We start from the raw sequence: 14,653 nt of genomic DNA on the forward strand, positions 1-14,653 counted from the left end.
TCAAACAGAAAAAGGAAGATTGAACCGACTCGCATCGGGACAATCTTCCTTTTCTTTCGTCTTATTCAGTCTGTTCAATATGGTTCGTGAACGAATTTGAACGTTCGTTTTCCGGAAGACTTGGCACGGTACAGCGCCTCATCCGCTTGTTTCAACAGCATGTCTAATGTCGCACATTCGTCTGTTGTATATGTGACAATGCCGATGCTCGTCGAGACGTGATACGCCGTATCCCACGCACTCAACGTCTCGATGATCCGATTGGCGAGGGTGCGCCATGTTTCCTGACTTGCCGCGTGAGCAAAGTGGAGGACGAATTCATCGCCTCCAATCCTCACGGCGAACGCCTCTCCATGTTCATTCGCGATATGTTGCAGCCTAGACGCCACTTCTTGTAAGACCACGTCTCCGACATCATGGCCGTATGTGTCGTTCACGTTTTTGAATCCGTCCAAGTCGAGGAAGAAGAGCGCCCCGTGCTCGTTGACACGGTCTTCGAAGAATTTCGTCAAGTAGCGTCGGTTATACAGTTCCGTCAGCATGTCCCGCCATACGAATCGTTCTAATTCTAAATAGTACGAGAACAGCTTCACGATTCGTTGCAACAACGCGATGCTCCTCGAATCTAACAGACTCGCCTCGTCGTTGACGGCACAGAGCGTACCGAACTTTTCACCGTTCGTCAGCGAAATCGGGATGCCTAAATACGAGCGGATGTTCACGTCGTCAAGTAGCTTCTCCACTTCCTCCACATCACAGTCCTGCTTGACGTCCTCATACAACAACGGTTGATTCTTCTCAAAATCGATGCGACCACAAACAGAATTGCTCAAATCCACGACCATGTTTTCCGTGATTTGAATCGATGATTTTTGATTTGAGAGTTTTAAAATCACCTGTTGTGAGTCCGTGAACGCAGTCAGATAGAACATTTGCTCGGGCAAGATTTCATTTGCGAGGTCCAGGACATCGTTGGCCAGCTCGTCAAAGCTCTCATACATCTTCAATTCTTCAAATTGCGTGTTCATACATTCTTCCACCCCATCCCATTCTACGTACAACCTATGGCATTGAAAGGTTGTGCTTCTTTCTTCATCTTTCTTCATCTTACCATGGGAAGATTGAAAATAGAGACAGACGTGTGGACGAACGCTCAATTTGATCACTCGCTACTTCGTTTTCGTTCATGCCTCGTCCATTACCTCAGTAACGACGCCCGTATCCCCGACTTTCCCTAAATCGAGCACGGTCGGATCTTCGTATGCCAAGACATGAAACTCTTGCTCAATCGTGCGAATAACATAATGCGAGAGTTCGCCTCGGTCTGTATTGACCCGGTCCGTCCCCATCCATTCCGTGGCGAACTTACTCAAAAGAGAGGTTTTCAATTTCACGATGGGATGCCCGTTCGCTAACCCTTCTTCTGGAATCCCATGTTCTTCAAGCGTCCCGAGAAACACCGCATATTGCTCAAAACGGATCATGATACGGTCGCGTTCCACGTCCCATGTCAGCAAAGGCGTCGGGTCACTCGCCCCGAAAAACGTCCACTCGAGTGGATAGTAGGTTACACCCTTCATTTGGAACGACTCCGTTTCGAGCACATAGTCTTCCGTCGTCATCAAAAAATTTAAATCAATCGTCATTTATGCTTCCCCCAATCGATTCTTGTGATTGATCAGTACTGTCTTCATTCTCTACCGATAGAGATGATTATAATTCAAATCAGATTTACTCATTGCCCAAAATTCAAACAGCAAGGGCATACGTTTTTAAGAAACCATTAAAAAACGGAGCGTCCATCTCGGACGCTCCGTTTTTCGAATCAATAAAAGATAAACCACAGCGCCGCTGCCACTAAAAACAGGCCGGCCCCGATGAAGAGAATCTTCGCTAGTCTCTCGTATACCATGTCTTCACCTCACCAACGCTGCGCCGACGACGAGCGAGACCCCAATCGAGAGCAGGAACGCCATCAGACCGACGGCGATGTTCCCTTTCCCGATCTCCTCGTTCACTTTGAGCGACGGCGTCAAAAATTCGAATAGCCAATACGTCACCAACAAGAGCACGAAACCGAAGCTCCCTCCGACCATCACATCCATCGTCTGGTCGTGATGACTCTCGACGACGCGGAAAATATTGGCGAGCCCGACGATCTTCCCGCCGGTCGCGAGCGCGACGGCGATATTGCCTTTTTGAATCTCACGCCAATTGCTGTACGGCGTCGTCACCTCAAAGATGGCGAGACCGACGACAATCATGAGCCCGGCGATCGTATACAGACCGAGCGATTCAAGCAATACGTTGATGTTCACATTCCCCATTGCCATTGTTCCCCTCACTTCAGTTCGACGACCGTGACACCGAGTCCGCCTTCACCCATCCCACCGGGGCGCTGACTCTTCACGTGACGATGTCCTTTGAGGTACTCCTGCGTCGCTTGGCGCATCGCCCCGGTCCCGAGACCGTGGATGATGCGGACGTTGTCATACCCGGACACGAGTGCCTCGTCGATATATTTGTCGAGGCGGGAAAGCCCTTCTTCGACCCGGACGCCGCGCAAGTCGAGCTCCGACTTCGTCGAGCTCTGACGTTTGAGCGAGCTGCCTTTCGACTGGAGCGACTGCTCTTTCGACGGGCCGATCTTTTGAAGGTCGTCCGCTTTGACGTTCACTTTCATAATCCCGACTTGGACGTTGTACTCGTTATCGTTCAATTGCTTCACGATATAGCCCTTTTGGTTGAACGTCGTCACTTTCACTTCTTCGCCTTTACTGAACGTACGTTTCTGTTGCGCTTTTTGTTTCACTTTTTGGATCTTTTTATCTTGTAGTGTCGGTTTCGCCGATTCGAGCTGTTTCTTCGCAGCGATAATCTCGTGCTCTTTGACGATGCCTTCCTCACGCAGCTTCTTCAAGCGGTCGATGACTTCGTTCGCCTGGCGCTTCGCCTGTTCGACGGCCTTCTCGGCACGTGCCTCGGCCTCGCCGTACATCGTGTCGCGCTCACGCTCGAACTCGGTCAGCTTCGCCTCGAACGCCGCCTGTTCTTCTTCGAGATGGTGGCGTTTGACAATCAATTCTTTCTCGAGCTGCTCGGCACGATGCTTGGCCGCTTCGAGCTCGTTGATCATCGATTCGACCGACTCGGCGTCGGTGCCGACATGGCTCCGCGCCTTGTCGATAACTTGTTCCGATAAGCCGAGACGTCGGCTGATCTCGAACGCGTTCGAACGTCCCGGTACGCCGATCAAGAGGCGATACGTCGGGCTGAGCGATTCGATATCGAACTCCATCGAAGCGTTCATGACGCCTTCGCGGTTATAGGCGTACGCCTTCAGTTCCGAGTAGTGCGTCGTCGCCGCCACACGGGCGCCGCGACGTTTCACTTCGTCAAGGATGGCGATGGCAAGGGCCGCCCCTTCTTGCGGGTCGGTCCCGGCACCGAGCTCATCGAACAGGACGAGTGACATGAAGTCGATCTTGTCGAGCATGCTGACGATGTTCGTCATGTGCGAGCTGAACGTCGACAAGCTCTGCTCGATCGACTGCTCGTCGCCGATATCGGCGTAAATCGCGTCAAAGACGGACAGCTCCGTCCCGAATTCAGCCGGCACGTACAGACCTGACTGCACCATCAGTTGGAGCAGTCCGAGCGTCTTGAGCGTGACCGTCTTCCCGCCGGTGTTCGGTCCGGTGATCACGAGCGACGTGAACGCCTCGCCGAGCTCGACGGTGATTGGCACGACCTCGTCTTGCGGGATGAACGGATGTCGCGCCTGTTTCAATTTGATTTCGCGTTCGTCGTTCAGCTTCGGTTCCGTCGCCTTAAGCTCGTGGCCGTAGGCGACTTTCGCGAACACGAAGTCGAGCGTGGCGAGCACGTCGAGGTTCGTCACGACCGAATCGGCGACACCACCGACGAGGTCCGAGAGCTCGCTCAAAATGCGATCGATTTCAGCGCGCTCTTTCAAGCGGACTTCTTGAATCTCGTTATTGATCGATACGATTGCCTGCGGCTCGATGAAGAGCGTTTGGCCCGATGCCGATTGGTCGTGGACGATCCCGCCGAACGCTTGGCGGTACTCCATCTTGACCGGGACGACGTAGCGGTCGTTCCGAATCGTGACGATGGCGTCCGACAGCATCTTCGCGTTGTTGCGGAGGATGTTGTCGATCCGTGAACGGACGCTCCCCTCGAAGCTGCGGAGCTGGGTCCGGAGGCCACGGAGACGGTCGCTCGCCGAATCTTGGACCGTGCCTTGGTCGTCGATGGCGTGACGAATCGACTGCTCGACCTCGATCAGCTTCGTCAAACGCTCGGCATACTCGTCGAGACGCGGGATGCGGAGGTCTTCATTGTCCTCGTGCAGCTTCTCGAAGAAGTTCTTCACTTGGCGGCCGCTGTACATGACGGCGGCGACGGCGAGCAGTTCGCTCGTCGAGAGGACCGAGCCGATGGCGGCCCGCTTCACTTCACTGCGGACGTCGGTCAGTCCGCCGAGCGGCAACCGGTCGCGGAGCCTTACGACCTCGGTCGCCTCGCGGGTGACGTTCAAGTTTGACAATACTCGGTCGTACGTATAGTCGGGCTGCATGTTGAGCGCCCGTTCTTTCCCGAGCGAGCTCGCGGCGTGGGCGGCGAGCTGCTGGCGGAGTTTTTCATATTCTAAAACGCGTAACGCGTGATCCATCTAGCATGTTCCTTTCTGTCGCTTCGCGTCGATGAACGCCTTGGCGTCCTCGAACGAGAGGCAGTTGATGATGTCTGACGGTTCGAGATAGGCTTTTCGGGCGTGCAAGACGCCGAGTGCCATATCTTCCATCATATCAGGGTGGTGCGTATCGGTGTTGATCATCAGTTTGACGCCGGCCGCCTTCGCTTTCTTCAGCGTCGAGGCCGTCAAGTCGAGCCGGTTCGGGTTCGCGTTCAACTCGAGCGCCGTCCCCGTCTCTTTGGCGAGGGCGATCAAGCGCTCCTCGTCGATCGGATAGCCGTCACGACGACCGATGAGACGACCGGTCGGATGGGCGATGACGTTGACGTATGGCGAGCGGCAGGCGTTCTCGAGCCGGGCCATAATCTCGTCGACGGGTTGGTCCATCTTCGAATGAATCGAGGCGACGACGTAGTCGAGCGTCGCCAAGAACTCCGGCTCATAGTCGAGCGTCCCGTCCGGGCGGATGTCCATCTCGACACCGCGCAGGACGTGCATGTCATGTTTCTTGGCGGCGGCGAGAATCTCTTCCCCTTGCGCCTCGAGCCGTTCCTCGGTCAAGCCGTTGACGAACGACATGTATTTGCCGTGGTCGGTGATGGCAATCCATTCATAGCCGCGTGCCTTCATCGCCGCGACGAGCTCGTCGACGGTGAGCTTCCCGTCCGACCAGACCGTATGCATGTGGGCGTCGGCCTTGATGTCATCGAGCGTGACGAGCTTCGAGAGGTCGTGCTCGAATTCCGCGTTTCCGGCGCGGAGCTCCGGCGGGATGAACGGCAGGCCGTATCGTTCGAACAGCTCGGCTTCCGTCTCCGGCTGCCATAGTCCGTCCGCGGTCTCGACGCCGTATTCGGAAATCGACTCACCTTTTGCTTTGGCGAGCTGGCGCATGCGGACGTTGTGGTCTTTCGAGCCGGTGAAGTGATGGAGCGTCGACGCGAAGGCGCCCGGTTCGACCATGCGGAAGTCGACCGACACCATCTCCTCACGTTCGAGGACGAGCGACACTTTCGTCTCGCCGGCCGCAATCACCTCGTTGATGAACGGGAGGGCGAGCAACTTGTCACGGAGAGCGACAGGCTCTTCGGTCGCGATGATGAAGTCTAAGTCTTTACACGTCTCCTCGGCACGGCGGAAACTGCCGCCGACCGAATGCCGGAGCACGAGCGGTTCGGCTTCGAGCACCGCTTCAATCTCTTCGACGACCGGGCGCATCATGGCGTACGCCAGGCGTTCCGGACGTGACTCGAGGTTCCGTGCCGCCGTGAGCAACTTCTCGACGCTCTTGGCGCCGAAGCCAGGCAGGCTCGCGGCCGTTCCGTCTTCTAATGCGGTGATGAGCGTCTCGAGGTCGACGACGCCGACTTCCCGGAGTTTGGCGAGCTTCTTGCCGCCGAGCCCTTGGATTTTGAGCAACTTCATCATCCCGTACGGAATCTCTGCTTGGAGCGACTCGAGCACTTCACTGCGTCCCGTGTCCCGCCACTCTTCGAGGACGGCGGCCGTCCCTTTGCCGATGCCGGAGATGGTCGTCAAATCCTCGATGTCCTCGAGTTCGAGCTCCGTGTTCTCGAGCGCCGTCGCGGCTTTGCGGAAGGCGTTGATTTTGAACGGGTTCTCCCCTTTAATCTCCATATATTGCGCGATTTTCTCTAGCAGCATCATCGCTTCGACTTTATTCATCGTGCTTCCCCCTTTTCCATACAGAAAAGGCCGAGACACAAGCACTAGCTTGCATTCCGGCCTGTCGTGTTACAACATCTTATTCGAGAACCATTCAGAGAGATATGGCGTATCTTGAATGATGTACGTCGCGAGCGACGAGTTGTCGACGGCGCTCTGGACGCTTGCCATCGGTACGAAGGCGATGACCCACAAAATGAAGAACGTGATCACGTACGCCTCGAAGAAACCGAGGACCGCTCCGATGATCCCTTTCAATTGACGCAAAATCGGCAAGTCCGTCAAGAAGTCGAGCATCGATAGGATGAGATGCAGGACGAGCTTCGTGATGACGAACAAGACGACGAACCAGAAGACGTTGTAGAACGTCATCTCGAGTCCTGTCAATGCGTTTAAATCGATGACACCTTCCGGTAATGACCCGTCGAGTTGCGACGGATATGGAATCCATAGCTTGAACGCCTCGGCGAGATCACGGTAGTATGCATTGGCGACGAGGAAACTGATGATGAGCGCGACCCAATGGCCGAGCTGCAAAATCGCCCCGCGACGGAATCCGTTGATGATCCCGATGAACAAGAAAAACAGTATAAGTAGAGTAACCATAAAGTGATTTATTCTCCCGTATTTCGTTTAGTTTTGACGTGATCACTCGCGATTTGGATAGCGGCGAGCACCGCTGCCTGACGAGCGTCTAGATGAGGGGACTGTTCACGAATCTCACGGATCTTCGTATCGACGAGAAAGCCCACTTCCCTCACATGATCGGCCGGCTCTTCGCTGACGATCGTATAGTCCTGACCCGCGATATGGATCGTTGTTCGTTGTACCTGCACGCGTCACCCCTCCTTTACGTCTATTCAAAATTAATCATAACATCGTTTGTATATTAGGAAAAGAAGAAGGTCCCTCCCTTTTCCACTCCAACATTTTGTGATACCCTATTTCAAAGTTGTCAAACGTCAATCTTCGTTGAAAAATGAAAGATAGGGTGGCAACACGCCGTTAAATGTGCGAAAATAGCAACAATTCAAACATTAAGAGAGGATGATTTTTTTGAAATTACGTATTGGCCTTCTAGGTCGCATCATCATCGCTATCGCATTCGGGATTTTAGTCGGTAGCATCGTACCAGAAAGCCAGAACTGGATTGTCCGGACGTTTGTCACGTTCAACACAGTCTTTGGGCAGTTCTTAGGCTTCGCCATCCCACTCATCATTCTCGCCTTCATCATTCCAGGAATCGGGGAACTTGGAAAAGGCGCTGGGAAATTGGTTGGTTTGACGGCCGCCATCGCTTACATCTCCACAATCGTCGCCGGGACGCTCGCTTACTTCACGACGAGCACGTTGTTCCCTCAAATTTTGTCACGTAGCAGGACGTCTGCCGAAAACCCGGAAGAAGCTCTTTTGAAAAGCTTCATGGAGTTTGAGATCCCACCAGTATTTGGCGTCATGACGGCGCTCATTCTCGCCTTCGTCATCGGCATCGGGATTGCCGCCATCGAAAGCAAGCGCTCGCTCGACCTAGCTATGGATTTCCGCGATATCATTGAACTACTCATCAGCAAAGTCATCATTCCACTATTACCGATTCACATCGCCGGAATTTTCATGAACATGACGTATGCCGGACAAGTCGCTGAGATTCTCTCGGTGTTCTCGCTCGTCTTCGTCACGATTATCGTTCTTCACTTGACGATGCTCTTGATTCAATACTCAGTCGCAGGTGCTCTCAACAAAGAGAACCCACTTCGTCTCTTGAAGACGATGATGCCGGCTTACTTCACAGCCATCGGGACACAGTCGTCAGCGGCGACAATCCCGGTCACACTTCGTCAATCGAAAGCGAACAACACGGACGAAGGCGTCGCCAACTTCGTGGTGCCGCTCTGTGCGACCATTCACTTGTCAGGGTCGACGATCACGCTCACGTCGGTCGGTGTCGCCCTCATGTACTTGAACGGCATGCCGATGTCATTCGCCATCGTGCTCCCGTTCATCCTCGCCCTCGGCGTCACGATGATCGCGGCACCAGGCGTACCAGGTGGAGCCGTCATGGCCTCTCTCGGTTTGTTCGGTTCGATGCTCGGATTCAGCGAAACGATGCTCAGTCTCGTCATCGCCCTCTATTTGGCACAAGATAGCTTCGGCACGGCGACGAACGTCACGGGAGACGGGGCCATCGCCAAAATCGTGCATTACTTCAAACGCAACACAAACATTTTGGATGACGCAAAAGAACGCGAGGAAATCGCGTAATCTCGTCTCTAATTTGATAGAATGAAAAAGACGGGCAAGCCATCAGGTTTGCCCGTTTTGTATACATACGCTGAAAGGGTGTTCATATGGAACTGATTCGTTGGAACGACCTGTCCGGATTTGAAGAACGTGTCATGCCCTACCTGCTCGAACATGAGGCCGAAAACAGCTTGATGATCGGCGTGCTCGATGCCATCAAGCAAGGCCGGTACGAGACGTATCATCAACTGACGGTCGAAGAGGACGGTGAGGTGCTCGCGATCCTGCAAGTCACGCCACCTCATCCGCTCAACTATGTGCTCGTGAAGCCGGAGCGTGAGGATGACGTCATCCGTTTCCTCGTCCCTGAACTGATGGAGAGCGGTATCCCGTTCACCGAAGTCGTCTCTCAAGCCGACCAGGCGATGAACTTCTACACCGTCTGGTACATCCTGACGGCGCGCGAGCCAAAAGTATTCATGGAGCAAGGCCTGTATCGCCTCGACCGCGTCAATGACATCCCGCTCGCAGAAGGATCGATGCGGCCGGCGACCGAGCACGATGAGACGTTCCTCGTGAAGGCGTATAACGCGTTCGAAAAGGAAACTGGTCTTCCGGCCTCCTCGAAAGACGAGGCCCGGCACAAAATCGCCGTCATGCTCGACAAGCACGAAGTGTACGTCTGGGAAGTCGAAGGCGAGGTCGTCTCCTGCGCGAAGAAGTCGCGTGAGACAGCGAACGGGGTCACCGTCTCGTTCGTCTACACGCCGAAAGCGTTCCGCAAGCGTGGCTATGCCCGCTCGCTCGTCGCCGAGCTGAGCCGAGAGCTCCTGACGACGAAACAATATTGCACGCTCTATACGGATTTGAGCAACCCGACATCGAACAAGATTTACAAAGAAGTCGGCTATCAAAAAATCTTCACCTCGGCGTGGATTCGATTGCCTAGCTGATTTGATGCGCCTCCCCTATACTGTAGGTGGAGGCGATTTTTGATGAACAGATTATTCGGTTGGTGGCAACGTATCCCGAGCCGGATCCGGATGACCGTCTTGACGCTTGTCACGCTCGCCGTGCTCGGCTATATGGTGTTTCTCGGGGGCCGGAGCATGCTTGACGACCCGAACCGGGACACGCTCTGGCTGAGCGTCATCGGTGCCGCCCTACTAACCTTTATCGCGTATAAGGCAACAAAAAAGTGATCGACGCGTTCGTCGATCACTTTTTGTATAGGCTTAGAAGAATGAAGCTGGGTTGACCGTGCTGCCCGCGCTCGAAGATGAGTACGAGTAACCGCCACGGTGGATTTCGAAGTGCAAGTGTGAACCTGTCGAGTTCCCTGTGCTACCCATCGCTCCGATGTTTTGACCTTGTGTCACACGTTGACCGGCCGATACCGATACCGAGCTCATGTGTGCGTAGACTGTCGTCCAAACTTGACCGTTCAAGACGTGCGTGATGATGACGTGGTTCCCGTAAGCGCCACCCCATCCGGCACGTGTGACCGTACCTGTTTGGGCTGCGTTGATCGGTGTGCCGACCGGTGCTGCGATATCAAGTCCGTTGTGGAACGAGTAGCCGTTCGCACCGCTTGCCGCGCCCCATCCTTGTGAGAGACGACCGTTCGCTGGACGTTGGAACATACCGCCGCTCGCTGGAACAGATGCCGCTGCCGAAGCTGTCGGTGTGCTTGCCGCGCTAGCGCCCGTGTTTGATGCTTGTTGTTTCTTCGCAGCCGCTGCTGCCGCTGCCGCACGTTTCGCTTCTTCAGCCGCACGACGTTGTGCTTCCATTTCAGCTTTGATGGCTTTCTCTTGCGCTTTGAGTGTCGACTCCATTTCCTGGAGGCTCATCAATTTCGATTCGAACTTCACTTTCTCAGCGTTGAGTTTCTTAATCTTCGCTGCGCGCTCTTTCATTTTCTTGTTGAGCGTCTTTTGACGTTGTTCGAGTTCTTCTTTTTGTTTCACGAGAGCATCGCGCTCGGCTTTCAACTCAGCTTGCGCTGCAGCCAATTTTTCTTTCGTCGCTTGATACTCTTCGAAGATTTGTTTGTCGTTCTCTTGAATCGTACCTGCCGTGATCATGCGTGTGAGCAAGTCACCGAAGTCTTTCGATCCGAAGATGAACTCCGCCCAGTCGATTGAGCCGCCGCCATTTTTTTGCATCGTGGCCATGCGCTCTTTCATGAGCTCTTCTTGTGCCTTCATTTTCGCTTCATATTGCTTGATCTGCTTTTGAAGGGCTGCAATTTTTTGTTGTGTCGCACGAATCTCAGCTTTCTTTTGCGCGACGTCGTTGATGACGTCTTGGAGTTCAGCATCTAACTTGTTGATTTCTTGCTGCTCTTTGCTGATCGCCTGTTCACGTTTTTTGATCGAGGCGTTCGCTTTGCTCTGTTCACTGTTATTCTGTTGTTGCTGCTGTTGCACCTTTTTCTGCTTGTCCGTAAGTGACGCTGCATAGCCAGGTGTCGTGCCGCTAATGAGAAGAGCTCCTAAAGTGACGGTTGCTGCAAGTTTCTTCAAGTTAACCAATGTGCTTCCCTCCGCTGAGTTCTCTGAATTTCTATATAAAATAGATCGCATAAGTTATAAGGCGAAATTCGTTATCGCTCTGAGACTCATTATAGCAATCTAAACCTAAAGTTATTTTACACTTATATTTCATTCCCGTTACATTGACCTCTTTTAGGTTTTATCCGTTTAAAAATGGGGGTATAGATCGGTTTTGCATTACTTCATGTCACAAAAACGTTATAAATAAAAAAGAAAAGCACTTCATGAAAGCGCTTTTCAAATAACTACCTATACGATTTTTTTACTACCTCGGAGCCACGAACCCCGATCGTGACCGATTATGACGTCTTTGTTTGAAAAGCAGAAATCCGCCGATGAGGAGGATGCCGCAGGCGGCACCAAAGCTGTCGAGCATGACGTCTTGAATGAGCGGCGTGCGCTCGGGCGTCAAGCTTTGATGGAACTCATCAAAGATGGCGACCGTGTTCGCGAGCGCCCAGGCGAACAAGAGTGTCAGCCCGGCATGGAGTCGCGTGCGCGACACCGCTTTGACGAGAAGGGCCCCGAGGGCGAAGAAGACGGTGAAGTGCGCCGCTTTCCGAATCAAGAACTCGATCAAGCCGGCGCTCCCTTTCGCCTCGAGCGATACCGGTCCTCCGGCGTACTCGAAGTCGACGGTCGAAAGGACGGGCTCGGCCCACGTCCAATCGATGCGTTCGAGCGGTGAGACGATGCTCTGGTCCGAATATGGGGTCGCGCTCGAGAAGAATAAGCCAATCAGGATCAATCCGATCCATATAAATTCATTTTTCAATATGTACATGACACCTTTCCTTTCTACAACGAGTTTCATTATACGTCGTCCCATCCGTCTTCAGGTAACAACGACATCATCGTTTCGTGACAATTTGATTGCGGGCAACCGATTCAAAGTCGTGTCTTGAAATCCCACTTGGTATAATAAAGAAAAAAAGGGGGAATCAGCATGATTTATCAATATGAAGCGGCCGACATGAACGGCAAGCTCCAACCGCTATCGAAATATGAAGGAGATGTCCTATTGATCGTCAACACGGCGAGCAAATGCGGTTTCACCCCGCAGCTCGACGGCCTCGAGAAACTATATGAACGTTATCAAGGCCGAGGGTTCCATATCCTCGGCTTCCCGTGCAACCAGTTCGGCAATCAAGACCCGGGATCGAACGAGGAGATCAACGAGTTCTGTCAATTGAACTACGGCGTGACGTTCCCGATGTTCGCCAAGGTCGACGTGAACGGCAAGGACGCCCACCCGCTCTTCCAATACTTATCGAAAGAAGCTCCAGGCCTGCTCGGCTCGAAGACGATCAAATGGAACTTCACGAAGTTCCTCGTCGACCGGAACGGCAACGTCATCGAGCGATTCTCGCCGCAGACGACGCCGGACGAAATCGAGACGGCCGTCAAACGCCTGTTATAAGTCAAAGGATGGTCCGCCGCAAGCCGGCAGGCCATCCTTTTTTTAGCGCGGCGTGATGAAATTGATCGTATAGAACGGGCTCGCCTCCTCATTGTAGACGAGACCGACCGATACGTGCGTGAAGCCATCTTTCAAGATGTTCTCCCGGTGGCCGAGCGAGTTCATCAGTCCCCAGTGGGCGTGAAAGACGCTCATCTGCCCCATCGCCAAGTTCTCGCCGGCGAGGGAGTAGGCGATGCCGGCCTCGTTCATCCGCTCGAACGGGTCGCGGCCTTCAGGGTCGGTATGGCTAAAGAAATTGTGCCGGGCCATGTTCTCACTATGGGCACGCACGACCGGTAACAGCGGTTCATAGTCGGCGAGCGCCGACAGGCCGAACTTCTGGCGGTCCCAGTTCACGAGCATCCGCATCAACTGCTCGTTCGCGACGAGATTGTCTTCCGACACATCACCGTAATAGCCGTCACTCGACTCCTCGACGTCCTGGTCGACCGTGAGCACAGCTTTTAGCTTGTCGTCGTCGTGTTGATCGAAGAAAAGCGTCACGTAGTCATCGTTCATGGCGTAGACCTTAAAGGACGGGTCGTCCGGAATCAAATAACGTTTCAGTCCTTTATTATAAGACTTGACCTCATCGAAGCCGATTTGCTCGACTTGTTGTCGTGTCGTCTCGCCCACGATGAGCCCTTCAAAGATGCTGCCCGTCTCGAACTGATACTGGCCTTGCTTCGACCCGTCGGCATCAATCAATTCGAGGCTACGGTCGCCGCTCTTCTCGAGCAAGTACCAGTGGTGCCCGGCATATTGGCTCGTGAAGCGCGGGGCGTCGGTCGAGCGTTCTTGCTCCTCCGCCACTTCCGTCGACTTCACTTGAATGCTCGTCGGCGCCGACACGTTTGGCACTTCAAATTTCCAGGCCGCATACATGCCGAAGGCGAGCAATAAAATCACTAGTTTACGAAACATCGCGTCTCCTTTCGAAAACCTACTCCTCTCGCTCACCGAACGCACGCAACCGCGCCTTGATGTCGATGAGCATCTCCATATAAGCGACATACGTCGCCTCATCTATATTCAGCATACCACTCACTTTGAGCGGTACCTCCTCGGCCTGCTTACGCAATGCGCTCCCAGACGGCGTGAGTGACAACAGGACACGGCGCTCGTCGTCGGTCGCCCGCACTTTCTCTACATAACCGATTTGAATGAGCCGTTTGACGAGCGGTGACAATGTGCCCGAATCAAGCGTGAGCCGCTCCCCGAGCTGTTTCAAATCGATATTGTCCTCTTCCCATAAAACGAGCATGACCAAGTACTGGCTATATGTCAGGTTTAACGGCGCCAAGATTGGGCGATATAATCTTGTAAGCTCTTTTGAAGCGGTATAGAGCTGAAAACAGATCTGATGCTCTAATGTTAACGAACTTTTCATAGTATTTCCTCCGGCTATAGTCTTAGGACAAGCATATCATTTGATTATCTGTTTGACTGCTCTATAATTAGATTGTGCACAACTTAATTGCCTAAAAACGAAATGGAGGAATTGAATCATGAAACCATTATTCACAGCTTCTGCAACTGCAATTGGTGGCCGCGAAGGTCGCGTCACATCGTCGGACGGCGTCATCGACTTGAACGTTTCGATGCCTGGCTCAAAACACGCGGACGAAGCGACGAACCCAGAGCAATTGTTCGCAGCAGGTTATGCGGCATGTTTCGGTAGCGCCTTGAACCTCGTTATCGGCAAAGAACGTATTAAAACAGATGGCTCGAACGTCACAGGACACGTGACGCTCAACCAAGACGATGAAGGCTTCTTCATCTCGGTCGAACTCGAAGTCGAAATCAAAGGTGTCGACCAAGCGACGGCGGAACGTCTCGTCGAAGCGGCACACCAAGTTTGCCCGTACTCGAAAGCGACACGCGGCAATGTCGACGTCAAATTGACAGCTAAAGCAGCATAATCCGATGGCCCGCTTCCGAGCGGGCTTTTTTTTGCGTCTCCCTACTCTACAGAGTAGAATGAAG

General features: G+C 53.4%; 16 protein-coding genes. 5 read left to right on the top strand and 11 right to left on the bottom strand.

The window, feature by feature from the left end; translation table 11 throughout:
* Positions 1-74 precede the first annotated feature (74 nt).
* From KNP83_RS09620 to zapA, 7 genes are all read right to left on the bottom strand, one after another.
* Positions 75-1,028, bottom strand: coding sequence for a sensor domain-containing diguanylate cyclase (locus KNP83_RS09620; RefSeq protein WP_214762266.1), 954 nt, complete (start codon positions 1,026-1,028; stop codon positions 75-77).
* Between the two features lie 156 nt (positions 1,029-1,184).
* Positions 1,185-1,646 (bottom strand): hypothetical protein, encoded by a 462-nt coding sequence (locus KNP83_RS09625; protein WP_214762267.1) that lies wholly within the window; start codon positions 1,644-1,646, stop codon positions 1,185-1,187.
* A gap of 270 nt (positions 1,647-1,916) precedes the next feature.
* Positions 1,917-2,333: a DUF350 domain-containing protein gene (locus KNP83_RS09630; RefSeq protein ID WP_214762268.1), complete on the bottom strand. Its 417-nt coding sequence runs from the start codon at positions 2,331-2,333 to the stop codon at positions 1,917-1,919.
* An 8-nt stretch (positions 2,334-2,341) separates the two neighbouring features.
* Positions 2,342-4,696, bottom strand: coding sequence for an endonuclease MutS2 (locus tag KNP83_RS09635; RefSeq protein ID WP_214762269.1), 2,355 nt, complete (start codon positions 4,694-4,696; stop codon positions 2,342-2,344).
* Positions 4,697-6,406, bottom strand: coding sequence for a DNA polymerase/3'-5' exonuclease PolX (polX, locus tag KNP83_RS09640; protein ID WP_214762270.1), 1,710 nt, complete (start codon positions 6,404-6,406; stop codon positions 4,697-4,699).
* A gap of 69 nt (positions 6,407-6,475) precedes the next feature.
* A complete protein-coding gene (locus tag KNP83_RS09645; protein ID WP_021066786.1) occupies positions 6,476-7,012 on the bottom strand; it encodes a CvpA family protein in 537 nt (178 codons plus the stop codon).
* A gap of 8 nt (positions 7,013-7,020) precedes the next feature.
* Positions 7,021-7,242, bottom strand: a complete 222-nt coding sequence (gene zapA, locus KNP83_RS15075) for a cell division protein ZapA (RefSeq protein WP_214762271.1) — start codon at positions 7,240-7,242, stop codon at positions 7,021-7,023.
* Between the two features lie 211 nt (positions 7,243-7,453).
* Here zapA and KNP83_RS09655 point away from each other — a divergent pair, with 211 nt between their 5' ends.
* The 3 genes from KNP83_RS09655 (at position 7,454) to KNP83_RS09665 (ending at position 9,849) form a co-directional block, all read left to right on the top strand.
* On the top strand, positions 7,454-8,668 hold the full coding sequence (locus tag KNP83_RS09655) for a dicarboxylate/amino acid:cation symporter (RefSeq protein WP_214762272.1): 1,215 nt from the start codon (positions 7,454-7,456) through the stop codon (positions 8,666-8,668).
* 86 nt (positions 8,669-8,754) lie between these two features.
* Positions 8,755-9,600, top strand: coding sequence for a GNAT family N-acetyltransferase (locus tag KNP83_RS09660; protein WP_214762273.1), 846 nt, complete (start codon positions 8,755-8,757; stop codon positions 9,598-9,600).
* Between the two features lie 42 nt (positions 9,601-9,642).
* Complete coding sequence (locus KNP83_RS09665; protein WP_214762274.1) at positions 9,643-9,849, top strand: hypothetical protein; 207 nt, start codon at positions 9,643-9,645, stop codon at positions 9,847-9,849.
* A gap of 33 nt (positions 9,850-9,882) precedes the next feature.
* Here KNP83_RS09665 and KNP83_RS09670 read toward each other — a convergent pair whose 3' ends face one another.
* Together KNP83_RS09670 and KNP83_RS09675 are read right to left on the bottom strand one after the other, a co-directional pair.
* On the bottom strand, positions 9,883-11,184 hold the full coding sequence (locus KNP83_RS09670; RefSeq protein ID WP_214762275.1) for a murein hydrolase activator EnvC family protein: 1,302 nt from the start codon (positions 11,182-11,184) through the stop codon (positions 9,883-9,885).
* Between the two features lie 286 nt (positions 11,185-11,470).
* A complete protein-coding gene (locus tag KNP83_RS09675) occupies positions 11,471-11,989 on the bottom strand; it encodes a VanZ family protein (protein ID WP_214762276.1) in 519 nt (172 codons plus the stop codon).
* A gap of 162 nt (positions 11,990-12,151) precedes the next feature.
* Here KNP83_RS09675 and KNP83_RS09680 point away from each other — a divergent pair, with 162 nt between their 5' ends.
* Positions 12,152-12,625 carry a glutathione peroxidase gene (locus KNP83_RS09680; protein ID WP_214762277.1) on the top strand — a complete coding sequence of 158 codons (474 nt, stop codon included), beginning with the start codon at positions 12,152-12,154 and terminating at the stop codon, positions 12,623-12,625.
* Positions 12,626-12,667: 42 nt separating this feature from the next.
* Here the strand turns inward: KNP83_RS09680 and KNP83_RS09685 are convergent, their stop codons facing one another.
* Both KNP83_RS09685 and KNP83_RS09690 read right to left on the bottom strand, forming a co-directional pair.
* Positions 12,668-13,591, bottom strand: a complete 924-nt coding sequence (locus KNP83_RS09685; RefSeq protein ID WP_214762278.1) for a CAP domain-containing protein — start codon at positions 13,589-13,591, stop codon at positions 12,668-12,670.
* Between the two features lie 19 nt (positions 13,592-13,610).
* A complete protein-coding gene (locus KNP83_RS09690) occupies positions 13,611-14,057 on the bottom strand; it encodes a MarR family winged helix-turn-helix transcriptional regulator (protein ID WP_214762279.1) in 447 nt (148 codons plus the stop codon).
* A 118-nt stretch (positions 14,058-14,175) separates the two neighbouring features.
* Between KNP83_RS09690 and KNP83_RS09695 the strand changes: the two genes are divergently transcribed.
* Positions 14,176-14,589: an organic hydroperoxide resistance protein gene (locus tag KNP83_RS09695; RefSeq protein ID WP_214762280.1), complete on the top strand. Its 414-nt coding sequence runs from the start codon at positions 14,176-14,178 to the stop codon at positions 14,587-14,589.
* Positions 14,590-14,653 lie beyond the last annotated feature (64 nt).

The organism is Exiguobacterium sp. s146 (assembly GCF_018618415.1).
Lineage (GTDB): Bacteria > Bacillota > Bacilli > Exiguobacteriales > Exiguobacteriaceae > Exiguobacterium.